The organism is Streptomyces sp. CRN 30 (genome assembly GCF_034105845.1).
On the sequence record NZ_JAVRHI010000013.1, the window covers coordinates 1 to 24454 of the forward strand.

The 24454-nt window shown below is 71.9% G+C and carries 22 protein-coding genes; 11 read left to right on the plus strand and 11 right to left on the minus strand.

Features of this window, described 5'->3' with window-relative positions:
* From UW392_RS01425 to groL, 3 genes are all read left to right on the plus strand, one after another.
* Positions 1 to 790 (plus strand): polysaccharide deacetylase family protein (locus tag UW392_RS01425; protein ID WP_320772968.1); only part of this gene is annotated, 790 nt, incomplete at its 5' end.
* Positions 791 to 993: 203 nt separating this feature from the next.
* Positions 994 to 1302 (plus strand): co-chaperone GroES, encoded by a 309-nt coding sequence (gene groES, locus UW392_RS01430; RefSeq protein WP_189214834.1) that lies wholly within the window; start codon positions 994 to 996, stop codon positions 1300 to 1302.
* A gap of 168 nt (positions 1303 to 1470) precedes the next feature.
* Positions 1471 to 3096 (plus strand): chaperonin GroEL, encoded by a 1626-nt coding sequence (gene groL / locus UW392_RS01435; RefSeq protein WP_320772969.1) that lies wholly within the window; start codon positions 1471 to 1473, stop codon positions 3094 to 3096.
* A gap of 550 nt (positions 3097 to 3646) precedes the next feature.
* Here groL and UW392_RS01440 read toward each other — a convergent pair.
* The 7 genes from UW392_RS01440 to UW392_RS01470 form a co-directional block, all read right to left on the minus strand.
* Positions 3647 to 5098 (minus strand): hypothetical protein, encoded by a 1452-nt coding sequence (locus UW392_RS01440; RefSeq protein ID WP_320772970.1) that lies wholly within the window; start codon positions 5096 to 5098, stop codon positions 3647 to 3649.
* 200 nt (positions 5099 to 5298) lie between these two features.
* On the minus strand, positions 5299 to 5463 hold the full coding sequence (locus UW392_RS01445) for a hypothetical protein (protein WP_320772971.1): 165 nt from the start codon (positions 5461 to 5463) through the stop codon (positions 5299 to 5301).
* 175 nt (positions 5464 to 5638) lie between these two features.
* Positions 5639 to 5779, minus strand: a complete 141-nt coding sequence (locus UW392_RS01450) for a hypothetical protein (protein ID WP_320772972.1) — start codon at positions 5777 to 5779, stop codon at positions 5639 to 5641.
* A gap of 187 nt (positions 5780 to 5966) precedes the next feature.
* Complete coding sequence (locus UW392_RS01455; protein ID WP_320772973.1) at positions 5967 to 6740, minus strand: SDR family oxidoreductase; 774 nt, start codon at positions 6738 to 6740, stop codon at positions 5967 to 5969.
* A 51-nt stretch (positions 6741 to 6791) separates the two neighbouring features.
* Positions 6792 to 7037 carry a multicopper oxidase domain-containing protein gene (locus UW392_RS01460; protein ID WP_320772985.1) on the minus strand — a complete coding sequence of 82 codons (246 nt, stop codon included), beginning with the start codon at positions 7035 to 7037 and terminating at the stop codon, positions 6792 to 6794.
* Positions 6989 to 7186, minus strand: coding sequence for a multicopper oxidase domain-containing protein (locus UW392_RS01465; RefSeq protein ID WP_320772974.1), 198 nt, complete (start codon positions 7184 to 7186; stop codon positions 6989 to 6991). Before UW392_RS01465 ends, UW392_RS01460 begins: the two co-directional genes overlap by 49 nt.
* Positions 7187 to 7492: 306 nt before the next feature.
* Positions 7493 to 8164, minus strand: a complete 672-nt coding sequence (locus tag UW392_RS01470; RefSeq protein WP_320772975.1) for an MOSC domain-containing protein — start codon at positions 8162 to 8164, stop codon at positions 7493 to 7495.
* A gap of 80 nt (positions 8165 to 8244) precedes the next feature.
* On the opposite strand from UW392_RS01470, the gene UW392_RS01475 reads away from it, so the two are divergent.
* Positions 8245 to 9141, plus strand: a complete 897-nt coding sequence (locus tag UW392_RS01475; protein ID WP_320772976.1) for a LysR family transcriptional regulator — start codon at positions 8245 to 8247, stop codon at positions 9139 to 9141.
* Between the two features lie 109 nt (positions 9142 to 9250).
* Here the strand turns inward: UW392_RS01475 and UW392_RS01480 are convergent, their stop codons facing one another.
* The gene (locus UW392_RS01480) at positions 9251 to 9583 is read right to left on the minus strand and encodes a WhiB family transcriptional regulator (RefSeq protein WP_320772977.1); all 333 of its coding nucleotides are present in this window, start codon (positions 9581 to 9583) and stop codon (positions 9251 to 9253) included.
* 389 nt (positions 9584 to 9972) lie between these two features.
* Between UW392_RS01480 and UW392_RS01485 the strand changes: the two genes are divergently transcribed.
* From UW392_RS01485 to UW392_RS01500, 4 genes are all read left to right on the plus strand, one after another.
* Positions 9973 to 10584, plus strand: coding sequence for a response regulator transcription factor (locus tag UW392_RS01485; RefSeq protein ID WP_003948568.1), 612 nt, complete (start codon positions 9973 to 9975; stop codon positions 10582 to 10584).
* Between the two features lie 351 nt (positions 10585 to 10935).
* The gene (locus UW392_RS01490) at positions 10936 to 11511 is read left to right on the plus strand and encodes a sigma-70 family RNA polymerase sigma factor (protein WP_060901477.1); all 576 of its coding nucleotides are present in this window, start codon (positions 10936 to 10938) and stop codon (positions 11509 to 11511) included.
* Between the two features lie 215 nt (positions 11512 to 11726).
* On the plus strand, positions 11727 to 13232 hold the full coding sequence (gene guaB, locus UW392_RS01495) for an IMP dehydrogenase (protein WP_320772978.1): 1506 nt from the start codon (positions 11727 to 11729) through the stop codon (positions 13230 to 13232).
* Positions 13233 to 13382: 150 nt separating this feature from the next.
* Entirely contained in the window at positions 13383 to 14507 is a 1125-nt protein-coding gene (locus tag UW392_RS01500; RefSeq protein WP_320772979.1) for a GuaB3 family IMP dehydrogenase-related protein, read from the plus strand.
* A 75-nt stretch (positions 14508 to 14582) separates the two neighbouring features.
* Here UW392_RS01500 and UW392_RS01505 read toward each other — a convergent pair whose 3' ends face one another.
* Entirely contained in the window at positions 14583 to 15182 is a 600-nt protein-coding gene (locus UW392_RS01505) for a hypothetical protein (RefSeq protein WP_320772980.1), read from the minus strand.
* A 130-nt stretch (positions 15183 to 15312) separates the two neighbouring features.
* Positions 15313 to 16536 (minus strand): nucleotide sugar dehydrogenase, encoded by a 1224-nt coding sequence (locus UW392_RS01510; RefSeq protein ID WP_320772981.1) that lies wholly within the window; start codon positions 16534 to 16536, stop codon positions 15313 to 15315.
* 274 nt (positions 16537 to 16810) lie between these two features.
* On the opposite strand from UW392_RS01510, the gene UW392_RS01515 reads away from it, so the two are divergent.
* The gene (locus tag UW392_RS01515; RefSeq protein WP_320772982.1) at positions 16811 to 18517 is read left to right on the plus strand and encodes a glycerol-3-phosphate dehydrogenase/oxidase; all 1707 of its coding nucleotides are present in this window, start codon (positions 16811 to 16813) and stop codon (positions 18515 to 18517) included.
* A 124-nt stretch (positions 18518 to 18641) separates the two neighbouring features.
* Here the strand turns inward: UW392_RS01515 and UW392_RS01520 are convergent, their stop codons facing one another.
* Positions 18642 to 19799: a serine hydrolase domain-containing protein gene (locus UW392_RS01520; protein WP_320772983.1), complete on the minus strand. Its 1158-nt coding sequence runs from the start codon at positions 19797 to 19799 to the stop codon at positions 18642 to 18644.
* 443 nt (positions 19800 to 20242) lie between these two features.
* Here UW392_RS01520 and UW392_RS01525 point away from each other — a divergent pair, with 443 nt between their 5' ends.
* Positions 20243 to 22411, plus strand: a complete 2169-nt coding sequence (locus UW392_RS01525; RefSeq protein WP_320772984.1) for a protein kinase domain-containing protein — start codon at positions 20243 to 20245, stop codon at positions 22409 to 22411.
* Positions 22412 to 22581: 170 nt separating this feature from the next.
* A partial coding sequence (locus UW392_RS01530; protein ID WP_320772986.1) for a protein kinase domain-containing protein occupies positions 22582 to 24454 on the plus strand: 1873 nt, incomplete at its 3' end.

Here is a 24454-nt window from a genome sequence, read left to right on the forward strand (position 1 = left end):
CGGGGCGGATGCCGACGGACGCCACGCCCAGGGGTCGGCGAGGGCCGGTGAGCGCGCGGCCGGGGCCACCCGGCACGCTTACCGTCGGTGGGGCCTCGCCGCCCCGCTCGCCCCGCGTCCGGAGCGGCCCGACCGGCCGTCAGCCGCTGCCGCTACGGATGTGGATGCGGACGCCGGTCCGGGGCTGCCCCCGGTCGTCGAGCGCGTCCCGACCGAGGACGCCGTCGTCTTCCTGACCTTCGACGACGGCGCCGAGCGGGACCCGCACTTCGTCGACCTGGTCCGTGAGCTGCGCCTGCCGGTCACGATGTTCCTCACCGACAGCGTCGCGGGCCCGGGGTACGGGCACTTCGCGCGGCTGCGCGGGGTCGGCGCCGGCCTGCAGAACCACACCCTCGACCACCGCTCGCTGCGCGGCCTGCCGTACGCGGGCCAGCGCGCCGAGATCTGCGGGCAGCAGGAGAAGCTGAGGAGGCGCTTCGGTGTCCGTCCCACGCTGCTCAGGCCGCCGTACGGCACGTACGACACCACCACGCTGCACGCCGCCGCCGACTGCGGCGTCTCGGCCGTCGTCCTGGGCCGGGCCTCGATGCAGGCCGACGGGCTGCGGTACACGGGCGGCGGGACCCGCCTCCGCCCCGGCGACATCGTCATCGTGATGGCCGACGCCCGCGCCCTCCAAGGCCCCGGCGGACCCGGCGGCGTGTCCCTCACGGAGATGACGACCCGCCTGCTCCGGCGCATCCAGGAGGAGGGGCTCACGGTCGGGCGGCTGGAGGACTACCTCTGAGCCCCGATCGCGACGCCGCACCGCACACGATTGGCACTCCGCTTGACCGAGTGCTAATCGCGGTCATAGTCTCGGCTCTGGCACTCCCCCCTGGAGAGTGCCAACATAGCGACGGGCAGGTCCGGCACCCGCGACGACGGATCGACCCGGTCGCCACCTCAGACAGTCAACCCCGCGAGAACTCTGAAGGGGGAGGTCGGATCGTGACGACCGCCAGCTCCAAGGTTGCCATCAAGCCGCTCGAGGACCGCATCGTGGTCCAGCCGCTGGACGCCGAGCAGACCACGGCCTCTGGCCTGGTCATTCCGGACACCGCGAAGGAGAAGCCCCAGGAGGGCGTCGTCCTCGCCGTGGGCCCGGGCCGTTTCGAGAACGGCGAGCGCCTGCCGCTCGACGTGACCGTCGGCGACGTGGTGCTCTACAGCAAGTACGGCGGCACCGAGGTGAAGTACTCCGGCGAGGAGTACCTCGTCCTCTCGGCCCGCGACGTGCTCGCGATCATCGAGAAGTAGTTCGACGAGAAGCCGCCGAGGAGACAGGCCGACGGGAAACAGGTCGACCTCACCTCGACGCACTTTTTGCTCAGCGTCTGCGCCCCTGGCCCCCTGCGATCCATAAGAAGCCGGGCGCCCGGGGCGCAGTCAGTTTTCCCCTAGATTTCCGAGAGGGCTCACGCTCCCATGGCGAAGATCCTGAAGTTCGACGAGGACGCCCGTCGCGCCCTCGAGCGCGGCGTCAACAAGCTCGCTGACACGGTGAAGGTGACGATCGGCCCCAAGGGCCGCAACGTCGTCATCGACAAGAAGTTCGGCGCCCCGACCATCACCAACGACGGCGTCACCATCGCCCGTGAGGTGGAGATCGAGGACCCGTACGAGAACCTCGGCGCCCAGCTGGTGAAGGAGGTGGCGACCAAGACCAACGACATCGCTGGTGACGGCACCACCACCGCCACCGTCCTGGCCCAGGCGCTGGTCCGCGAGGGCCTGAGGAACGTCGCCGCCGGCGCCTCCCCGGCCCTCCTCAAGAAGGGCATCGACGCCGCCGTCGCCGCGGTCTCCGAGGACCTCCTCGCGACCGCCCGCCCGATCGACGAGAAGTCCGACATCGCCGCCGTCGCCGCCCTGTCCGCCCAGGACACGCAGGTCGGCGAGCTCATCGCCGAGGCGATGGACAAGGTCGGCAAGGACGGCGTCATCACCGTCGAGGAGTCCAACACCTTCGGTCTGGAGCTGGACTTCACCGAGGGCATGGCCTTCGACAAGGGCTACCTGTCGCCGTACTTCGTGACGGACCAGGAGCGCATGGAGGCCGTCCTCGAGGACCCGTACATCCTCATCAACCAGGGCAAGATCTCCTCCATCCAGGACCTGCTGCCGCTGCTCGAGAAGATCATCCAGGCCAACGCCTCGAAGCCGCTGCTGATCATCGCCGAGGACCTCGAGGGCGAGGCGCTCTCCACCCTCGTCGTGAACAAGATCCGCGGCACCTTCAACGCGGTCGCGGTCAAGGCCCCCGGCTTCGGCGACCGCCGCAAGGCGATGCTGCAGGACATGGCGGTCCTCACCGGCGCCACGGTCATCTCCGAGGAGGTCGGCCTCAAGCTCGACCAGGTCGGCCTGGACGTGCTCGGCTCCGCCCGCCGCGTCACCGTCACCAAGGACGACACCACCATCGTCGACGGTGCCGGCAACAAGGAGGACGTGACCGGTCGCGTCGCCCAGATCAAGGCCGAGATCGAGGCCACGGACTCCGACTGGGACCGCGAGAAGCTCCAGGAGCGCCTCGCGAAGCTGGCCGGCGGCGTGTGCGTCATCAAGGTCGGCGCCGCCACCGAGGTGGAGCTCAAGGAGAAGAAGCACCGCCTGGAGGACGCCATCTCCGCGACCCGCGCCGCGGTCGAGGAGGGCATCGTCTCCGGTGGTGGCTCCGCGCTCGTCCACGCCGTGAAGGTGCTCGAGGACAACCTCGGCCGCACCGGCGACGAGGCCACGGGTGTCGCGGTCGTCCGCCGCGCCGCCGTCGAGCCGCTGCGCTGGATCGCCGAGAACGCCGGCCTGGAGGGTTACGTCATCACCTCCAAGGTCGCCGACCTCGACAAGGGCCAGGGCTTCAACGCCGCCACCGGCGAGTACGGCGACCTGGTCAAGGCCGGCGTCATCGACCCGGTCAAGGTCACCCGCTCCGCCCTGGAGAACGCCGCCTCCATCGCCTCCCTCCTCCTGACGACCGAGACCCTGGTCGTCGAGAAGAAGGAAGAGGAGGAGCCGGCCGCCGCCGGTCACGGCCACGGCCACGCGCACTGACCCTCGCGCCTCTGAGCCTCGCTCGAAGGCCCGGCACCCTGTGGGGTGCCGGGCCTTCGTGCTGTCCCGAAGCGATCGGCCGGCCTGGCCGTACGAGCTGATCAGCGACTCACCGCGCCAGGAACGCACCACCTCCGCCGGCGCCGCTCGTGTCCCGTCCTCGTCCGCCGGCCGGGCGCCGAGCCTCGCTTCCGCGAGCCGCTGGGCAGCGCCTCGGCGCACTCCAGCCCTTCCCGGCACGGACCTCGACCCCGGGCAGGGTCAGTCGGGCCTCCGCGTCGGCCATCGTCCTCCGCCCTCACCTCGACCCCGCATGGCGCCCGGCCGGCCCGGCGCCTGGCCTCCCGGCAGATGGACGCCTGGGACTGGGCGGAGGCGGGGGCCTATCACAACCCGCACGTGCGGTACCGCTGACCGCTGACGGAAGAGCGGCGGCTGTGACCGCGGCTCGTGCGGGAGGGCTTGAGCCGCCGGTGCAACCGCCGCGACCGTGTGCCCCGATCTCCGGCTCCCGGTGCCGGACGGCCAGGACGGCCGAACTCGAGGCTGGTCACACGGCTATCCCGTACTGCTTGCAGAGCATCTCGAGATGGCCGCCCATGGATCTGTTCGGATCCAGAGCACCGATATGGAAGGTATCCGCTATGTTTTCTCCGTTCTTCGTCCATTCGATCTTGTAGTCGATGCTCCTGCAGACGTGGAAACTGTTCTGGATCATGTGCGCGGTGGCTGTCACCTTCACGCCGGTGATGTCCTTGTCGGAGGCCATCTTCTTGACGAGGCTCTCCAGCACGAGATGATGGCCGTTCGCGGCAGCCAGTCCAGCGGCCAGATTTCCCACCTCGTTCGGCTGTGTGCCGTTTCTGCCGCCCATGGTGAAGGCGATCAGATGCAGCCACTGCCAGTCATCTCCCGAGAAACCACTCTTCTGGGCGGCCGTGCTCGCAGAAACACCGAACATTGCACCGTTCTGGTCGGGTGACCACCCACCTCGAATGCCGGACCACTGGACCAGCAGCGTCTCGTCGATGTCGATCGGCCCCGCCACTTTGGTCGACCCGGCGAATTCGGTCAGCCCTCGGCCCAATGCCGCCTTGCCCGTGGTCTGTGTCGCCTCGGCCATGACGTCCTTGTGGGCCTCCGCGTTGGCGGCGTAGGCGTGATAGCGATGCTGCGATCCATCCTCCTTGTCGGCTGTGTACGTGGTGACCCTGTCCAGGAGCGTGCCGTTCGGGGTGGTGACCTGGTCGGGTGTCGGGGGCCCGCCGAGCGCGTTGATCGGGCGGACGTGGTCACCGAGCGCCAGGGAGGGCAACTCCACCCCTCGTCTTCCGGCGATATCCGTCGACGTGTGCACGAGGGCCTGTTTCTTCAAGGAGCCGTCATCGTTCTTGCCGCTCTGGAAGAGTGCGCCGTCGGCTCTGGCCTCCATGGCGTGGATCAAATGCTCGGCCAGCGCCTCCACTTCTGCCCTGACCGTGGGAGCCATCGCCTCCGAGCAGGTGTAACCGCTGGCCTTCGTCGGGTCTTTGATCTCCGCGTACATCTTCAGTACGGCCGCTTCGGAGAGCTGGTTGAGAGCGCGCGGCCTCGAAGCTCTTTCGGTGCCCGTCGTGGACACCTGCCCGGTCAGGAATCCCAGCTCGCGCATGCTGGAGAACCTGACCCTGTTCAGCTTGGTGGCTACCGCCGCTTTGCGCGTCGCATCGGCTCGCGCAGTGACGAAAGGCGGCGAAGGCGGCGTATCGATCTCCATGTCCGATCCGTTGCCGGACTGACTCGCCGTATCCGCATCGGCCTGCATGCGCTGGACGGCGATGTGCTGGTGATCCCCCTGGGCGCCCGAGCCGTCCGCCTGGCGCAGCATCTGGACGACGGCCGAATTGCCGGCCGTGGCCTGCACGCCCATCAGGCCCTGCGGTGGAGCGGCCCGGGTGGGCGTGCGGGCCGGCACGCGGCCGCTGCCGGATGTGGTGTCTCTGACGTGCTCGTGCTCGCGCAAAAGTCCCACCCTTGAATTCGAGGTCCGTCGCCCCCGTGCTTACGCCACCACCCACCCTCGTCACCAGGTACGCGCGGGCAGTACCGGATGCCCGGAGGGGCAGGCCCTGGCATGTGCTTCGGCACCCGCCCGCTCGATCGCCCGTGAGGCCGGGCCGCGACGGGACGAGCCGGGGAACGCGCGCTTAGAGGCGCGCGCCTTCAGGACGGCTGCGCGGGCCGGGCCACCGGCCGTGGTCGCCACAGGAACGGCCCGCTCAGCACCTCCCGCTCCGTGGTCCGGTCCACCACTTCCACCGTGCGGGCGCCCCGGCCGCCCGCCTTCCAGCAGCGCGCCACAAGCCCGGCCTCGTGTGCGAGGAGCACGGACCGGGAAGAGCTGCGGCCTCGGCGGCGTCGACCGACCAGCAGTCGACCGCCCGGTAGAACCTGGTCCATCACGAGGCCGGGCGTCGAGGACCCGGTCGTTCGTCCTCGGGGAGGACGGCGGCACCTCCAGCCGCCTTCACCCCCAGCGGCCCGCGTCCCGCGCGCTCCTCGACTACGCGCGGCCGGGCGACACCGTCCACACCACGGGATGCTCCGCCTCGGAGCTGCCGGCACCCTCGACATGCCCGGCAAGGCCGCCGACTTCCTCCGCGCCGCCATACTGCGGCCGGTCGAGCGAGCCGACCTCGACCAAGGGGTGACCGTGAGGTGGCCCCTTGGATACCCGGTGAGGGCTTCACCCCGCTGACAGGCCCGAATCCCTGGCCGCCCGCTCCGACAACGGGAGCGTGCTCGTCACAGGCGCGATGCCACGACCGGTGCGACCGGCAAGAGAAGCGGCGGACGCACACCCCGCGGACCCCTTGCCCGCCGCGTCCGCGCTACTGCGGTCCGTACTTCCGCCCCGTCCTGGAGCTGATCGCCCCCAGCAGCGGCCGCGGCACCAGCTTCGCCGCGCCCAGCAGCGCCTTGTAGCGGGGGTCCGGGATGGACAGGGACTTGCCCCGGGCCAGGTCGCTCAGCGCCTCCGCGACCACCTTGTCCGCGTCCAGCCACATCCAGTTCGGGATGTTGTCCGTGCCCATGCCGGCCCGCTGGTGGAACTCGGTGCGCACGAAGCCGGGGGCCAGCGCCATCAGCCGCACCCCGCTCCCGGCCAGGTCCTTCGCCGCGCCCTGGGTGAACTGCACGACCCACGCCTTGGACGCCCCGTAGGTGCCGCGCGGCACGAACGCGGCCACCGACGCCACGTTCACCACGCCGCCCCGGCCCCGCTCCCGCATCGCCTCGACCGCCGACGAGGTCAGCCTCAGCACTGCCTCGCAGTGCACCTTGAGCATGGTCAGCTCGTCGGCCATGGGGACCTCGAGGTAACGGCCCTTGTTGCCGAAGCCGGCGTTGTTGATGAGCAGGTCGACCGGATGCGTGCGGTCGGCCAGGCGCTGCTCCACCGCCTCGATGCCGTCGTCCGTCGACAGGTCGGCCGACAGCACTCCCGCCTCGATGCCGTGCCGGTCGTGCAACTCCGTGGCCTGGTCCCGCAGCCGCGCGGTGTCGCGTGCCACGAGGACGAGGTTGTGGCCGTCGGCCGCCAGCCGCCGTGCGAAGGCGGCACCGATGCCCGAGGTCGAACCCGTGATGAGAGCCGTTGTCATGACGCAAGGTTAATGACCTGGACTCAACGCGTCCGCTCCCCGAACCGGCCTTCACCTGTCCTGCTCGTGTCCCGCACGGTGGTCGGCCGCGTGTCCGTCCGCGTGTCCGGTCGGCGTGCCCGCCCGCTCCCCCTTCTCCGCGACCACGAACTGGCCCGTCATCCTTTCGTCCTCGTGGTTCAGCAGCTGGCAGTGGTACATGTACGGCGTGTCCGGGTCCGCCGGGCCGTCGAAGCGCAGCGCCGGCTTCATGGTGGTGCCGTTCGGCAGGAACACCGTGTCCTTCGGGCCGCGCAGCGCGGGCGGCGAACCTCGCCGTTCACCTCCACCACCCGGAACTGGACGTCGTGCACGTGGAAGTCGTGCGGCATGCCGTCGGCGTTGCGGACCGTCCACACCTCCGTCGTCTCCCGCGTGCCCGTCTCGTCGACCCGGACCATGTCCATCGTGCGCCCGTTGATCCCGCTCCGCTCCGGGTCGATGACCCTCCCGCGGACGGCGTCGGCGTCGTCCGGCAGCTCCGACCCGACCAGCTCGGGCGGTATTCGAAGGTGACGTCCGCAGCCGTTCGGCCGCCCGTGATTCCAGTACGTCGAAGGAGTCGTCGTCCCCGGAGAACCGCCGCTGCCAGACGTCGCCGCAGTCGTCCTGCGGAGAGCTGCGCAGGGTGACCCGCTCGCCGGCCCGCACGCGCACCACGATCTCGGCCTGCTCGCCGGACTGCGGCAGCGGCCCGGCGACGCGGCCCGTCCTCACACCTTGCCGAGCTCCGCCACGTACTTCTCCGCCTGCTCCCGGACCCGCGCGTGCAGCGCGTCCCCCGCCACCAGCACCCACGGCAGCAGCTCCCGTTCGACCGTGGTGGCGCGGAACTGCAGGGCCACCGTCACGTTGTGGTCCGGACGGTGGACGATCTCGACGGAATCGCCCGCCCGGATCTCGCCGGGCACGAGGACCCGCAGATACGCGCCCGGCTCCCCTCGGTGGATGAAGCGCTTCATCCAGCCGGGTTCACCCAGGTGCCCCTGGAAGGTGCGGCACGGGATGCGGCCGCTCGTGACCTCGAGGACCACGTCGGGGCCGATCCGCCAGCGCTCGCCGATCAGGGCGCCGGAGACGTCGACGCCCTCGGTGGTGAGGTTCTCGCCGAACACGCCGTTGCGCAGCGGACGGCCCAGCTCCTGCTCCCACGTGTCCAGGTCCTCGCGGGCGACCGCGTACACGGCCTGGTCGTCGCCGCCGTGATGGCGGAGGTCGCAGACCGCGTCCCCGGCGACACCGCTCCCGCCGACCCCCTCCGGGCCCGGCGCGCTGATCAGCAGCGGCCCCTCGACCGGCCGCTTGTCGATGCCGGTCACGCCCTGCGGCTGGTTCGTGTACTCGACCTGCCGGGGGATCCCCGCGTTGAGAGACAGAAGCTTCATGCGTCGCACGCTAGACGTCGTCAGCAAAAGCGTCGAGGTGATTTCCGCGACGGAACCCAAGAGTCCCTTATGCTCGAAGGGTGATCGAGGCCCGACATCTCCGAGTCCTGCGCGCCGTGGCCGCCACCGGTTCCTTCTCGGCGGCGGGGCGCGAGCTGGGCTGCACCCAGCCCGCCGTCAGCCAGCAGATGAAGGCCCTCGAAGCCTCGGCCGGCACCCCGCTGCTGGTCCGTACCGGCCGCGAGATGCGGCTGACGCAGGCGGGCGAGGCACTGGTCCGGCACGCGACCGGTATCCTCGCCGGGCTCACGGCGGCCGAGGAGGAGGTCGCCGCGATCGCCGGACTGCGGGCCGGACGTGTCCGTCTCGTCTCCTTCCCCAGCGGCAGCTCCACCCTGGTCCCCACCGCGCTGGCCGCCCTGCGCGCCGAGCACCCCGGGACCCGCGTCTCCCTGGAGGAGGCCGAGCCGCCGAAGTCCGTCGAGATGCTGCGCGAGGGCGACTGCGACGTCGCACTCGCCTTCCGGTACGAGGGCGCCACGGGCACGGACGAGTGGGACGACCTGGTCGTACGGCCGCTGCTGGCCGACCGGCTCGTCGGCCTCGTACCCGAAGGACACCGGCTGGCCCGTACGGAATCCGTGGCCATCGAGGACCTCGCCGGGGAGCCGTGGATCGCGGGCTGTCCCCGCTGCCGCGGACAGCTGGTCGAGATCTGCGAGGGCGCGGGTTTCACCCCCCGCATCGATTTCGCGACCGACGACTATCCGGCCGTGGCCGGCCTGGTCGGCGCGGGGCTCGGGGTGGCGGTCCTGCCGGAACTGGCCGTCGAGTCGGTACGGCCCAAGGGCGTGCGTACGGTCGCGCTGCGGCCCGTCGTACGACGGGAGATCGTCGCGCTCACCCTGCCGGACCTGGCCCGCGTACCGACGGTGGCGGCGACCCTGGACCAGCTGGCGGGCGCGGCCGCGCGGTAGGGGGCCCTGTGACGGGGGTCCTGCGACGCCGTGAGGGTCGGGCCGCGGGGCCGTAAGGAACCGGCGGAGCGAAAAAACGTTCCTTCATGCGTTCGAAGCGGTGGAGTGGTCACCGGTTCGGTTCGCTGCCGCCGCTCCCGTTGGGGGACGCCGACACCAGCCGGTTGCGCGCCCGTCCCATGAGCTCCTCGCGCTCGTCCTCGGTCAGCCCGCCCCACACGCCGTACGGCTCCCGCACCGCCAGGGCGTGAGCGGCGCACTCGGCGCGGACCGGGCATCTCATGCAGACCTCCTTGGCCGAGTTCTCACGAGCGCTCCGTGCCGCACCGCGCTCGCCCTCCGGGTGGAAGAAGAGCGAGCTGTCGACCCCGCGGCAGGCCGCGAGGAGCTGCCAGTCCCACAGATCCGCGTTGGGTCCGGGAAGGCGGGAGAAATCTGCCATTTCATGTCCCCTTGTTGCCGTTCTGAGCGGGAATGTTCACATGACCGCACTTCTACGATCTAAGGAGATGAAAATATGACTCATTGCAAATCTAGTAGCAGACACCAGCTAAAGCGACGAAAACCGGCTGAATGGGGCATAGGTTGCGAGGAAACGTCGGGGGTCCGCCGGGCGTGTCTGCACCGTGTCCGACCCCTCACGTAGAGTGCCGAACGTGGCTCACCGCCCCGTAACTCTTTCGAGTGACCGTCGTTGAGAAGGCCAAGGCGGTTGAAGGAACAAGCGCTCGGGCAGACGTATCGGTCCGCTCGTGGGCGTCGACCGCACAGGTGACGATTCGTACCAGCCTGGAGGCTCAAGGTGACGCGCATCAGCTGCGGAGGACGGCCATGACATCCGTCCTCGTCTGCGACGACTCCCCGCTTGCCCGAGAGGCGCTCCGCCGCGCGGTGGCGACCGTGCCCGGCGTCGAGCGCGTGACGACGGCGGCCAACGGCGAGGAAGTCCTCCGCCGCTGGGGTGCCGACCGCTCGGACCTGATTCTGATGGACGTACGCATGCCCGGACTGGGCGGCGTCGAGACCGTACGACGGCTGCTGTCCGCCGACCCCGGTGCGCGCATCATCATGCTCACCGTCGCGGAGGACCTGGACGGGGTGGCGCTCGCGGTCGCCGCCGGCGCCCGCGGCTATCTGCACAAGGACGCCTCGCGCGCGGAGCTGCGTGCCACGGTGACGCAGGCACTCGCCGACCCCACCTGGCGGCTCGCCCCGCGCCGGCTGCGGTCCGCGGAGATGGGCGCCGCGCCGACGCTCACCGCGCGGGAGATCCAGGTGCTCGAGGGTATGAGTCACGGCCGGTCCAACGCGGAGATCGGCCGTGAGCTGTTCCTCTCCGAGGACACCGTCAAGACGCACGCCCGGCGCCTGTTCAAGAAGCTCGGCGCCTCGGACCGGGCGCACGCCGTGGCGCTCGGCTTCCGCTGGGGCCTGGTTCGCTGAGTGCGCCGTGGCACGGGGAGCGGATTCCCCGCCCGCCGCCGAGCGGGCGGGGCCGCCGGCCACGGCGCGTCCGGAGGTACCCGTCGGACGGCGGGCGGGGATACCTTCCGGTCGGTGTGCGGGGGTTTCCCCGTACGGTGAGCGGGGACGGCGGAGCGGCCCGCCGGGTGCCCACTGCTCGTTTCGCCGCGGATGCCGCATCCTTGATGTGTGGAGTTCCTCGGGGACGAGTCGGTCGAGCGGAAGGGGAGGGCGCAGGAGATGAGTTCCGGCGCACCTGCTCATAACGCTTCGGTGCACAAGTACGGGCACGGTGCCACGGAGCGTACGACTGCAGGGCACCATGGTCCGATGCGCGATGACGAGACGACGGTGATCGGTGCGCTCGTCCATCGTGCCGTCGACGGAGACGAGCAGGCCACGCACGACCTGCTCGCCCACGTCCACCCCCTCGCCCTGCGCTACTGCCGCACCCGGTTGTCCCGGCTGCCGGGCGACGCGCGGCACTTCGTGGAGGACCTGGCGCAGGAGGTCTGTGTCGCGGTGCTCCTCGCGCTGCCCCGCTACAAGGACACCGGACGGCCGTTCGAGGCGTTCGTCTTCGCCATCGCCGCCCACAAGGTCGCCGACCTGCAGCGCGCCGCGATGCGCCACCCCGGCTCGACGGCCGTCCCCTCGGACGAGATGCCCGAGCGGCCGGACGACTCGCTCGGCCCCGAGGAGCGCGCCCTGCTCAGCAGCGACGCCGAATGGGCCAAGAAACTGCTGGCCAACCTCCCCGAGAACCAGCGCGAGCTGCTGCTGCTGCGGATCGCGGTGGGCCTCACGGCCGAGGAGACCGGCCAGATGCTGGGCATGTCGCCGGGTGCCGTACGGGTGGCGCAGCACCGCGCGCTCAGCCGGCTGCGCGCGCTGGCCGAGCAGTGAGCAGCGGACAGTCAGTAGGCAGTCAGTAGGCAGTAAGGAAGGTCACATCGCGGTCGTCGCCCGGGAGGGACGCCCGGGAGAAGCCCCGGTGAACGGATGCCCCGCCCCTTCCGTACGAAGGTACGAAGCCCGGCGCCCCCCGGTAGCGGAATGCCCGACCCGTGCTTCCCGTTAGCATGGACATCCGCACCGATCAAGGCTTTGGGGAAGGTGTCATGACTGCCAACGTCGACGGAGTGCCCGCCAAATTCGCGACACTCGGGCTGACCTACGACGACGTGCTGCTGCTGCCGGGCGCGTCGGACATGGCGCCCGACCAGATCGACACCGCCTCGTACGTCTCGAAGAACGTGCGGGTGAACATCCCGCTGCTGTCCGCCGCGATGGACAAGGTCACCGAGTCCCGCATGGCGATCGCGATGGCCCGCCAGGGCGGCGTCGGCGTGCTGCACCGCAACCTCTCCATCGAGGACCAGGCCAACCAGGTCGACCTGGTGAAGCGCTCCGAGTCCGGCATGGTCACGGACCCCATCACCATCCACCCGGACGCCACGCTCGGCGAGGCCGACGCGCTGTGCGCCAAGTTCCGCATCAGCGGCGTCCCGGTCACCGACGGCTCCGGCAAGCTCCTCGGCATCGTCACCAACCGCGACATGGCCTTCGAGCCGGACCGCGCGCGCCGGGTCAGCGAGGTCATGACGCCGATGCCGCTGGTCACCGGCAAGGTCGGGATCTCCGGTGACGACGCGATGCAGCTGCTGCGCCGCCACAAGATCGAGAAGCTGCCGCTGGTCGACGACGAGGGCGTCCTCAAGGGCCTGATCACGGTCAAGGACTTCGTGAAGGCGGAGAAGTACCCGAACGCCGCCAAGGACGCCGAGGGCCGGCTCCTCGTCGGCGCGGCCGTCGGTGTGGCCGGTGACGCCTTCGAGCGCGCCCAGGCCCTGATCGCCGCGGGTGTCGACTTCATCGTCGTGGACACCGCGCACGGCCACTCCCGGCTGGTCGGCGACATGGTCGCGAAGATCAAGTCGAACTCGTCGGGCGTCGACGTCATCGGCGGCAACATCGCCACCCGGGACGGCGCCCAGGCCCTCATCGACGCCGGCGTGGACGGCATCAAGGTCGGTGTCGGACCCGGCTCCATCTGTACGACGCGCGTGGTCGCCGGCATCGGGGTGCCGCAGGTCACGGCGATCTACGAGGCGTCGCTCGCCGCCAAGGAGGCCGGTGTCCCGGTCATCGGCGACGGTGGTCTGCAGTACTCGGGCGACATCGCGAAGGCCCTGGTCGCAGGCGCCGACACGGTGATGCTGGGCTCGCTGCTCGCGGGCTGCGAGGAGTCCCCGGGCGAGCTGCTGTTCATCAACGGCAAGCAGTTCAAGTCGTACCGCGGCATGGGCTCCCTCGGGGCCATGCAGACCCGCGGCGACCGCAAGTCGTTCTCCAAGGACCGTTACTTCCAGGAGGGCGTCGCCTCCGACGAGCAGCTGGTCCCCGAGGGCATCGAGGGCCAGGTGCCCTACCGCGGTCCGCTCTCCTCGGTCGTGCACCAGCTGGTGGGCGGTCTGCGCCAGTCGATGTTCTACGTGGGCGGCAGGACCGTGCCGGAGCTCCAGGACAACGGCCGGTTCGTGCGGATCACCTCCGCGGGCCTCAAGGAGAGCCACCCGCACGATATCCAGATGACGGTCGAGGCACCCAACTACAGCCGCAAGTAGCGCCGCGCGGCGGACGGCCGCCGGGCGGCGGACGAGCCGCACGCGCGCGTGGAGGCATGACGAAGGCGGTCCCGGAGGCTCCGGGGCCGCCTTTGTGATGGGGTCGGGGATACTGGAAGGCGCTGAAACGCAGAGGGAAAGGCCACACACGTGAGTGAGATCGAGATCGGGCGGGGCAAGCGCGGCCGCCGGGCGTACGCCTTCGACGACATCGCCGTCGTACCGAGCCGCCGTACCCGGGACCCGAAGGAGGTCTCGATCGCCTGGCAGATCGACGCCTACCGCTTCGAGCTGCCCTTCCTGGCCGCCCCCATGGACTCGGTCGTCTCCCCGGCCACCGCCATCCGCATCGGCGAACTGGGCGGCCTGGGCGTACTGAACCTCGAGGGCCTGTGGACGCGGTACGAGGACCCGCAGCCGCTGCTCGACGAGATCGTCGGGCTGCCGGTGGAGACCGCGACCCGCCGCCTCCAGGAGATCTACGCGGCGCCCATCAGGGAGGAGCTGATCGGGCAGCGCATCAAGGAGGTGCGCGACTCGGGTGTGGTCACCGCCGCCGCGCTCTCCCCGCAGCGCACCGCGCAGTTCTCCAAGGCCGTCGTGGACGCGGGCGTGGACATCTTCGTGATCCGCGGTACGACCGTGTCGGCCGAGCACGTCTCCGGTGCCGCCGAGCCGCTGAACCTGAAGCAGTTCATCTACGAGCTCGACGTGCCGGTGATCGTCGGCGGCTGCGCCACCTACACGGCGGCCCTGCACCTGATGCGCACGGGCGCGGCCGGCGTCCTCGTCGGCTTCGGCGGTGGCGCCGCGCACACCACGCGCAACGTCCTGGGCATCCAGGTCCCGATGGCGACGGCGGTGGCGGACGTCGCCGCCGCCCGCCGGGACTACATGGACGAGTCCGGCGGCCGGTACGTGCACGTCATCGCCGACGGTGGGGTCGGCTGGTCCGGCGACCTGCCCAAGGCGGTCGCCTGCGGTGCCGACGCCGTGATGATGGGATCCCCGCTCGCGCGCGCCACCGACGGGCCCGGCCGGGGCCACCACTGGGGCATGGAGGCCGTCAACGAGGAGCTGCCGCGCGGCAAGAAGGTCGACCTGGGCACGGTCGGCACCATCGAGGAGGTCCTCACGGGCCCGTCGCACATCCCGGACGGCTCGATGAACTTCTTCGGCGCCCTCCGTCGCGCCATGGCCACCACCGGCTACAGCGAGCTCAAGGAGTTCCAGCGGGTCGAGGTCACGGTGGCGGACTCGCAGCACCGGCGCTGACACCGGCCACGGCGTAGGGGTCCGGCCCGCCTCCTCGAGGCGGGCCGGACCCCTACGCCGTACGGCTGCCGATCGTCAGCCCGCGGCCTTCTTGGCACCCGAGAAGGCCGCGGCGGCGCCGATGGCGAGGAAGAGGTACGTCATCACGTCGGCCTCCTCCTGCCAGGCGTCGGTCAGCAGCCCGAAGTGCTCGGTGAGGAAGGTCATGACCGGGATGCCGGTCTCGTCGGCCCCGAACACGGCGAAGCCGACGAGCTGGCCCGCGTAGACCGCGCCCAGCGAGAGCACCGCGCTGACGATCGGCAGGGCGGGGTTGCCACCGCCGAGCTTGCCCGCGGCGAAGCCGATGAGGAAGCCGACGCCGACCGCCGCGTAGCCGATCTCGTACTCCGTCTTGCCGATGATCGTGCCGTAGACCGCGGCGGTGACCACGGCCGCGACGACCGCCGCCACGATGCCGAGGGCGACGTTGCCGGGGCGCGGGGCGGGCGGCGGGGCGGGCGCGAAACCCGGCTGACCGCTCGCGAAGCCGGGCTGACCGCCCGCGAAGGGGTTGCCCGCGGTGGGCTGCTGGGCGTACGGGTTGCCGGCGACGGGCTGCGGGGCGGGGGCGCCGCCCGCGGGCGGGCCCGACGGCTCGGCCGGTGGCTGGGACGGCGGCGTGGACTGGCTCATGACGAAGGACCCCCCGATGTGCGTGCGAAGACGACCGCATGCGAGTGCGGCGCGTGAAGGCGCACCCATGTGCGACAACGGCCCGCACGTTAGCAGCCGTCGCTGACATGTGAGGTGGGGTTCTCCCGCGTCAGAGCCGGTGGGCCGCGCCCGTCGGGGTCGCCCCGCGGGTGTCCAGCAGGAGTTGCGCCTTGGCGGACAGGCCCTGGAGGTCGTACGTACGGTGCTGCTGGAGCAGGATCGTCAGGTCGGCGTCGGCCGCGGCCTCGTAGAGGAGATCGGCGCGGGGGACGGGGCGGTCCAGGACGCCCCAGGACGCGACGTACGGATCGTGGAAGCTGACGGCGGCGCCCAGCTCCATCAGACGGCGCGCGATCTCGCGCGCGGGCGACCCCTGCTGGTCGGCGACGTCGGGCTTGTAGGTGACTCCGAGGAGGAGCACGCGCGCGCCGCGCGCGGACTTGCCGTGCTCGTTGAGCAGGGTGGCCGCGCGCTGGATCACGTACGGCGGCATGTGGTCGTTGACCTGCCGGGCCAGTTCCACCATCCGCAGCGGGTGCGGGGCCCGTCCGGCCAGGTCCTGGGGGACGGCGTGCCCGCCGACGCCTGGGCCCGGGCGGAAGGCGTGGAAGCCGAACGGCTTGGTCTCCGCGCAGCGGATGACGTCCCACAGGTCGATGCCCAGGTCGTGGCAGAGGACGGCCATCTCGTTGACGAGTGCGATGTTCACATGCCGGTAGTTGGTCTCCAGGAGCTGCACCGTCTCCGCCTCGCGCGGTCCGCGCGCCCGGACCACCTTGTCGGTGAGCCGGCCGTAGAAGGCGGCGGCCGACTCGGTGCAGGCGGGGGTGAGGCCGCCGATGACCTTCGGGGTGTGGGCGGGGGAGTAGTCGCGGTTGCCGGGGTCGGTGCGGCCGGGCGAGTACGCGAGGTGGAAGTCGCGGCCCGCGCGCAGCCCGGACCCCTCCTCCAGCAGCGGGAGCAGGTGTTCCTCGGTGGTGCCCGGGCGCACGGACGACTCCAGGATCACCGTGGTGTGCGGGCGCAGCCGGGCGGCGAGGGTACGGGCGGCGGCGGCCACATGGGTGAGATCGATCCCGCCGTCCGCGCCGCACGGGGTCGGCACGCAGATCACCGCCGTCCGCACCCGGCCGAGTTCGGCCGGGCTGGTGGTGGGCCGGAAGCCGGCGGCGAGCATGCGCCGGAGCTCGGGGGCGGTGAGGGCGCCGCCGCCCTCCGGTCCGGCCTCGGAGGGGGCCCGGTACCCGAGGGTGGGGATGCCGGCGGCGACGGCGGCCCGGGCCAGCGGCAGGCCGAGCTGACCGAGTCCGATGACGGCGAGATCTGCGGGCATGGCGTGGGCCGTCCTTTCCGATAACCGAAGGGGGACAGGCGCGCAAGCCCTGTGGACAGGATGAGCGAGCGCAATGTCACACTAGGAGTAAATATGACCGTTATGCGGGATTGGTGGGGTGAGAGTCTGCGCGCGTCCTCGACGGTTGTCCACAGGTGGAGGGGCGGCTGGTGGCCGATGCCGGTCGGGACGGCCAGAATTCTGGGCATGGGGGATGTGAGCAAGGGCTCGCCCGACGGGCGGGGCCCGGCGCGACAGACAGCGGGAGGCAGCGGTGAGGACAGCGGCACTGGGTCCGGCGCAGCGCGCCGAGGCACTGGCGGGCATGGCCGAGCACGAGCTGGACGTACTGGTCGTGGGCGGCGGTGTGGTCGGTGCGGGCACCGCCCTCGACGCCGCGACCCGCGGCCTCGCGACGGGGCTGGTCGAGGCCCGTGACTGGGCGTCCGGCACGTCCAGCAGGTCCAGCAAGCTGATCCACGGCGGCCTGCGCTACCTGGAGATGCTCGACTTCGCCCTCGTGCGTGAGGCGCTGAAGGAGCGCGGACTGCTGCTGGAGCGGCTGGCGCCCCACCTCGTCAAACCCGTGCCGTTCCTCTACCCGTTGCGGCACAAGGGCTGGGAGCGGTTCTACGCGGGCTCCGGCGTCGCGCTCTACGACGCGATGTCGATGGCCCGCGGACACGGCCGCGGGCTGCCCGCGCACCGCCACCTGACGCGCCGCCACGCCCTGCGCGCGGCCCCTTGTCTGAAGAAGGACGCGTTGGTCGGAGCGTTGCAGTACTACGACGCGCAGATGGACGACGCCCGGTTCGTGACCACCCTCGTGCGCACGGCGGCGGCGTACGGGGCGAAGGCCGCAAACCGCGCGCGGGTCACCGGATTCCTGCGCGAGGGGGAACGCGTCGTCGGCGCCCGGGTGCAGGACGTCGAGGCGGGCGGCGAGTACGAGATCCGCGCCAAGCAGGTGGTCAACGCCACCGGGGTGTGGACGGACGACACCCAGGCCATGGTGGGCGAGCGGGGCCAGTTCCACGTACGGGCCTCCAAGGGCATCCACCTGGTGGTGCCCAAGGACCGCATCCACTCGGCGACCGGGCTGATCCTGCGGACCGAGAAGTCCGTGCTGTTCGTCATCCCGTGGGGGCGGCACTGGATCGTCGGCACCACGGACACCGGCTGGAACCTCGACAAGGCGCACCCGGCCGCGTCCAGCGCGGACATCGACTACCTGCTGGAGCACGTCAACTCGGTGCTGGCGGTACCGCTCACCCGGGACGACGTCGAGGGCGTCTACGCCGGACTCCGGCCGCTGCTCGCCGGGGAGTCGGACGCCACCAGCAAGCTGTCGCGCGAACACGTCGTGGCGCACGCGGTGCCGGGTCTCGTGGTCGTGGCGGGCGGCAAGTACACGACGTACCGCGTGATGGCCAAGGACGCGGTGGACGAGGCGGTGCACGGGCTCGACCTGCGGGTCGCCGAGTCCGTCACCGAGGAGGTGCCGCTGCTCGGCGCCGAGGGCTACCGCGCCCTGTGGAACGCGCGGGCGCGCACGGCCGCGCGGACCGGACTGCACGTGGTGCGCGTGGAACACCTGCTCAACCGGTACGGCTCGGCGACGGAGGAGGTGCTCGCCCTCATAGCGGCCGACCCTTCACTGGGGGAGCCCCTGCACGCGGCCGACGACTATCTGCGGGCCGAGATCGTCTACGCGGCCTCGCACGAGGGGGCCCGGCACCTGGACGACGTACTGACCCGGCGTACCCGGATCTCGATCGAGACGTTCGACCGGGGGACGCGCAGCGCCCGGGAGGCGGCCGAGCTGGTGGCGCCCGTGCTCGGCTGGGAGCAGGACCGGATCGAGCGGGAGGTCCAGCACTACGAGAAGCGGGTGGAGGCGGAGCGGGAGTCGCAGCGCCAGCCGGACGACCTGACGGCGGACGCGGCGCGGCTGGGGGCACCGGACGTCGTGCCGCGGTGACGATGGATGCGGCATGTGCGGCATGTGCGGCATGTGCGGCATGGATCGCGAGCGCGGCGATGGCCGGTGAGGTTCACCCGTACGGGTGTGGCGAACTGGGAGATCCCCGCCGATGCCGTCCGTTCTATGCGGTGCGGGGGCAGAACCCGGCGGTGAGCACGGCGAGGTCCAGCCCGGAGTCGGTCCATGCGTCCGTGTTCACCCGGAAGGTGAGGACGCGACGGCCGTCGACGGTGGCCGCGGTGCGCACGTAGCTGCCGGAGATGCGGCCGCTGTGGCCCCACACCGTGATGCCGCACGGCAGCTTCTCGGGTTGGACACCCATGCCGTACTCGCCTTGTGCGGTGCGGGTGTCGAGCATCTCGCGCAGTCGGCCGGGCGGCAGCAGCTCGCCGCGCAACAGGGCCGCGTAGAAGCGGTCCAGGTCGGTGAGGGTGGTGACGAGCTCGCCCGCCGCGCCGGCCGCGCGCGGGTCGGTCTCGGTGACGTCGGAGCCGTCGGCGGAGTAGGCGCGGCCGTGCGGGACCGGCAGCGAGGTGCGCGCTCCCGGGAAGGAGGTGCCCGTCAACCGGAGGGGGGAGAGGATGCGGCGCTCGGCCTCACTGGCGTACGAGTGGCCGGTGACCTGCTGGACGACCATGCCGAGGACGACGTAGTTGGTGTTCGAGTACGCGAAGCGGCCGGGGGCGGCCGGAGGGTGGGTGAGCGCGAGGCGGACGGCCTGACGAGGGGTCACGGGGCGGGTCCCGCTTGTGTCGAGGGTGTAGTCGGGCAGGCCGCTGGTGTGGGTGAGCAGGGAGCGCAGTGTGAGGGTACGGCCGTCGCCGGCCGCTCCCCGCAACAGGCCGGGCAGATGCTCCTCGACGGTGTCGGACAGGGACAGCCTCCGCTCGGTGGCGAGTTGCAGCACGACCGTGGCGATGAACGTCTTGGTGACGCTGCCGGCGCGGAAGTGGTCGTTGCGTCCGATCGCCCGGGCGCCGTGGCGGGTGCCGCGCGACTCGGCGTGGGCGAAGCGGGTGCGGGTGCCCTCCAGGGCGAGCAGCGCCGCCGCGGGCGCTGCGCCGCTCGTGACCAGGAGGGGAAGGACCGCGTCGGTGCGCGCGGTGACGTCGGGCGGGGTGCCTGTCGGGGTGGGGCCGAGGACAGCCAGGGACAGGAGAACGGCCAGGGACAGGAGAGCGGCCAGGGACAGGGGAACGGCCAGGGACAAGGGGACGGCCCGGGGCGGGGAAGCGGTCGGGGGCGGGAGGGCGGCGGGCAGCGTCCGACTCCGTGGCATCGCTTTCCTCCCTTGTCGGCGCCCATCACGCGGACGGACTGCCGTGGCATTTCCCGGGCGGTTGTCGCCCCGAAGGAAACTGGTCCGGCTTCCGATCGGTAACGGACGGGTGTGACCGTGGCTCGAAATCGCGTAGCGGTCCGGGTTCGGGCCGGGGCGAGGTGCGGTACCCGTCCGGGGCGGTGCGGTCTCGTGCCAGGGCGCGCCAGGTCCGGGCGTGCGCCGTCCTGCGGGTACGGCCGTCCGTGGGCGAGGAGTTCGCTCCAGGGCGCCGTGGCCGGAACGTGTACGCGCTGCAAGGCTGGGAGGGGTGGTGGTGTGGTGTCCGGCCCCGGTGGGGCTCGGTGCGGGGGGCTGGTGAGGAAGGGGCACCCTGGGCGTGAAGCAGTAGTCGCGTGATGGACAATGAAGGCTCTGTCAGGGCGGGTTGCATGAGGGGACGCATGTCGGAGGCGGAGCGGGGCGGGGCATCCCGTCAGGACGAGAACACACGTCTCCTCGCCGGCCGGTACCGGCTGGGAGGAGTCCTCGGCCGTGGCGGCATGGGCACCGTGTGGCGGGCCCAGGACGAGACACTGGGCCGTACGGTCGCGGTCAAGGAGCTGAGGTTCCCGTCGAGCATCGACGAGGACGAGAAGCGCCGGCTGATCACGCGGACACTGCGGGAGGCCAAGGCCATCGCGCGGATCCGCAACAACGGCGCGGTGACGGTCTTCGACGTGGTCGACGAGGACGACCGGCCGTGGATCGTGATGGAGCTCATCGAGGGTAAGTCGCTCGCCGAGGTCATCCGCCAGGACGGCACCCTCGAACCGAAGCGCGCCGCCGAGGTCGGCCTCGCGATCCTCGACGTGCTGCGCTCCGCGCACCGCGAGGGCATCCTGCACCGTGACGTGAAGCCGTCGAACGTACTGATCTCCGACGACGGCCGTGTCGTCCTCACCGACTTCGGCATCGCACAGGTCGAGGGCGACCCGTCCGTCACCTCGACCGGCATGCTCGTGGGCGCCCCCTCGTACATATCGCCGGAGCGGGCGCGCGGTCACAAGCCCGGCCCCGCGGCGGACCTGTGGTCGCTCGGCGGTCTGCTGTACGCGGCGGTCGAGGGCGTGCCGCCGTACGACAAGGGCTCGGCCATAGCCACCCTGACCGCGGTGATGACCGAGCCCGTCGACGAACCCGTGCACGCCGGACCGCTGCGGAAGGTCATCCACGGACTGCTCGCCAAGGACCCCGCCCAGCGGCTGGACGACGCGGGGGCCCGGGCGCTGCTGAAAGAGGTGATCAGGGCACCCGACTCCTCGGCGGACGAGCCGGCCGACGCGACGAAGGTCGTGGCGCTGCCTCCGGTGCCGGAGCAGGGAGCGGGCAGAGCGAGACCGGGCGGTTCCGGGACGAAGCCGGGTGACTCGGCGGAAGGCTGGCGCGGAGCACTGCGCTCCGTGCGCAAGGCCGCGGCGGGCGCCGGAACGGCGGCGGCCGCGGCAGGCACGGCGGCCGGGAGCGAGGGCGGGGGAGCCGCGAGGGGCGGGGAGACACCGAAGGGCGAGGGCGCCGCGAAGACGACCGCGGCCTCACCGTCCACGTCGGCCTCCTCGGGCCCGTCCTCCTCGCGGTCGTCCTCCTCGGGCCCGGCCTCGTCGGTCTCGTCTCCTTCCGCCTCGTCCTCCTCCGGTTCGGGAGCCGTGGCGGGCCGGGCGGCCGGGGCGGCCGCGGCCGGCAACCCGGCGTCCGGGCGGGCCTCGTCGGGGTGGCCGGAGGTTCCGCCGCCGGACCTGCCGCCGCGCCCCGCGCCCCGGGCATCGATCACCGATGTGGTGCCTCGGCGCAGACTGATCGTCATCGCCGTGGCGGTGGTCGTCGTCCTGGCCGTGCTCGGTACGGTGCTCGCGCTGTGGCTGGGCGGCGGTGACGAGGGTGGTTCCGACGGCAGGAGCGGTGACACCAGGTCGGCCACCTCCCCCGCCGCGACCGGCAGTGCGGACGGCGCCGAGGGCTCCGGCACCCGCACGGACGGTGAGGGGAGCGAGACGGCCTCGGAGTCGGCGGGTTCCGGGGGCAGCGCTCCGGAAGGCGACGCGGACGCCTCCGAGGGCTCCGGCGAGGACGGCGGCGAGGCGGGTGCCGACAACGGCGGGGATGCGGGCTCCGGTTCCGGTTCGGGTTCCGGGTCCGACGACATCGCGGTGTCCACGTACGAGCACGCGCAGGGCTTCTCCATCGGGCTGCCCGAGGGGTGGCAGTACCGGTCGACGGACGCGGCGGGCGCCAGGTTCACGGGTCCCGACGGACAGCGGCTGCTCGTCGGCTGGACGACCACGCCGAAGGACGACGCGGAGGCGGACTGGCGGAGCCAGGAGAAGTACATGACGCGTCCCCAGTACCAGCGGATCCGAATAGAGGCGGTGGACTACCGGGGCTGGAACGCGGCCGACTGGGAGTTCACCTACATGGACGGCGGCACGAAGAACCATGTTGTCAACCGCGGGTTCGTGGTGGACGACAGCCTCGGCCACGCACTGATGTACACGGCGAAGGACGCCGAGTGGGACGGTGACCTGCGCAAGGACACGTGGCGGACGTTCACGGAGACGTTCCGGCCGAAGTCCTGAGGGATGCCCGGCGCCGAATGAGGCCGTTTCGTAACGGTGCGAATCTCGCATCTCCTCCTTGCGCGTTGCCTCAGGCACGTATCGTGAATGGCTGCGGACCGTACGCATCCAGAGCGGAACGGTACGCAGAGTGAACGGTTTTGACCGACCTGGCGGCCGGGGGTGGCATCGTGGACGACTACGCGGGAAGGGTGCTCGCCGACCGCTACCGCCTTCCGCTTCCGGCGTCCGACGAGTACGAACTCACCGAGGGCCGGGCCTTCGACACGTACAGCGGGCAGGAAGTCCTCGTCCGTCAGGTGCCGTTGCCCGAGGTCGTCGAGGCGGAGGTGCTGGACGCCGACGGGCTCCCGGCAGGGTACGTCGCCCGGGACGGCGCAGCGCGCCGCACCAGTACGCGGACCACGCGCCGGCCCACCGACCCGGCCGTACGGCGCGCGATCGAGGCCGCGCAGGCCGCCGCGCAGATACCCGACCACCCGCGTCTGGAGCAGGTCTTCGACGTGTTCGCCGAGGGCGGGTCGCTGTGGATCGTGAGCGAACTGGTGTCCGCCCGGCCGCTCGCGGCGCTGCTCGCCGAGGAGCCGCTGACGCCGTACCGGGCGGCCGAGGTCGCCGCCGACGTCCTCACGGCACTGCGCGCCCTGCACGCCCACGGCTGGGTGCACCGCAACGTCACCTCCCGCACGATCCTCGTCTGCGACGACGGACGGGTGATGCTCACCGGCCTGGCGGCCGGCGCCGCGGAGGAGGCGCTGTGCGGATACGACCCCGTGCCGGTGAGCGAGGCGCAGGGCGAGGACCCGGCCACAGGACCTGACGCGCCGGGTGCCGCCACGGGTCACCAGGGGCCGGAAGGTTACCGGGACCTGGTCAGCCCCCGGGGATTGGCGGGCTCCGGTGGCGCGGACGGCACCGGTGGGCTGGAGCTGCGGGCTTCCCAGGGCGGGGCGCCCGGCGCGGGCGCCCCGGATCCCGAGGCCGCCCGGCGCGCCGCCATCGAGGCGCGCGCGGGGAACGCGGGACCGGGCACCGATCCGTCGGGCGGGCCGAGCGCACCCGACCCGGGCAGTGACGTCAGGGCGGCCCGCGCCGGAGCCATCGCGGCCTACCGGGCCGGAGCGCGGGCCGCGGCCCGGGTGAACGAACAGCCGGGAGGCCCGGCCGGGACCGGGACCGGGACGACACCGGCCCTCGGCCGGTCGGCCGCGCCCGCACCGCCCGGCCAGATCGCCGACCCGTACGGCGTGGGCCGGTCCCACCCGTGGCACGGAGCGATGCCCCGCCCGGGCACTCCGGCGCCCGCCGGTGGGAGGCAGGACCAGGAACATGATCGCGGCTTCGGCCGGCCCGAGCTGCCCGGCGCGGGATGTGGACCCCGCGCCATCGGCGGCGACGAGTCCGGTACGTACGGTCGAGGGGCACAGGGCGCCGACGCAGGCGCCCCACCGGCCGGGCCGTCCGGCACAGCGTCGGGTACGGCGCCCGGCACGCCGTCCACCGGTCACTGGGACCAGCTGGTCGCGAGCGGCGCCGCCCGGCGCGGACCCACCACCCCACTCGCCGCCGAGCGCGCCCGGCAGGCGCGGATGGCGGTCGTCGGCCCCGTCACGGAGCGCTGGGCGCCGGAGCAGGCCGGTCCGGTGCACGCGAACTGGCAGCTGGCGGCACCGATCGGGCCCGCGACGGACCTGTGGGCGCTGGGAGCACTGCTGTACCGGGCCGTCCAGGGGCACGCCCCCTACCCGGAGGAGAACACCGCCGAGCTGGTCGAGATGGTGTGCTCGGAGCCGCCCGCGTACGCGGAGGAGTGCGGGCCGCTGCGGCCCGTGGTCGAGTCGTTGCTCCGCCAGGACCCCACCGAGCGACCGGACTTCGAGGAACTGCGCGGCTGGCTGCGGTCGCTCGTACGGTCGGCCCCGGAGCCCGAGGCCGGTGCGTACGTGGTGGCGGCGCCCCCGACGGACCCGCGCCGGCTGCCGATCAAGCGGCGCCGGGGCGAGCTCGTCCGCAGGCGCCGGCGTCTGCGCGCGCGCACGGCCG

What these genes read in the sequence shown, in the direction of transcription:
- groL (WP_320772969.1), top strand. Translation starts at nt 1,471, where the DNA reads ATGGCGAAGATCCTGAAGTTCGACGAGGACGCCCGTCGCGCCCTCGAG.
- UW392_RS01455 (WP_320772973.1), bottom strand. Translation starts at nt 6,740, where the DNA reads ATGACAACGGCTCTCATCACGGGTTCGACCTCGGGCATCGGTGCCGCC.
- UW392_RS01465 (WP_320772974.1), bottom strand. Translation starts at nt 7,186, where the DNA reads ATGGACATGGTCCGGGTCGACGAGACGGGCACGCGGGAGACGACGGAG.
- UW392_RS01470 (WP_320772975.1), bottom strand. Translation starts at nt 8,164, where the DNA reads ATGAAGCTTCTGTCTCTCAACGCGGGGATCCCCCGGCAGGTCGAGTAC.
- UW392_RS01480 (WP_320772977.1), bottom strand. Translation starts at nt 9,583, where the DNA reads ATGGCAGATTTCTCCCGCCTTCCCGGACCCAACGCGGATCTGTGGGAC.
- UW392_RS01485 (WP_003948568.1), top strand. Translation starts at nt 9,973, where the DNA reads ATGACATCCGTCCTCGTCTGCGACGACTCCCCGCTTGCCCGAGAGGCG.
- UW392_RS01490 (WP_060901477.1), top strand. Translation starts at nt 10,936, where the DNA reads ATGCGCGATGACGAGACGACGGTGATCGGTGCGCTCGTCCATCGTGCC.
- guaB (WP_320772978.1), top strand. Translation starts at nt 11,727, where the DNA reads ATGACTGCCAACGTCGACGGAGTGCCCGCCAAATTCGCGACACTCGGG.
- UW392_RS01505 (WP_320772980.1), bottom strand. Translation starts at nt 15,182, where the DNA reads ATGAGCCAGTCCACGCCGCCGTCCCAGCCACCGGCCGAGCCGTCGGGC.
- UW392_RS01510 (WP_320772981.1), bottom strand. Translation starts at nt 16,536, where the DNA reads ATGCCCGCAGATCTCGCCGTCATCGGACTCGGTCAGCTCGGCCTGCCG.
- UW392_RS01520 (WP_320772983.1), bottom strand. Translation starts at nt 19,799, where the DNA reads ATGCCACGGAGTCGGACGCTGCCCGCCGCCCTCCCGCCCCCGACCGCT.
- UW392_RS01525 (WP_320772984.1), top strand. Translation starts at nt 20,243, where the DNA reads ATGTCGGAGGCGGAGCGGGGCGGGGCATCCCGTCAGGACGAGAACACA.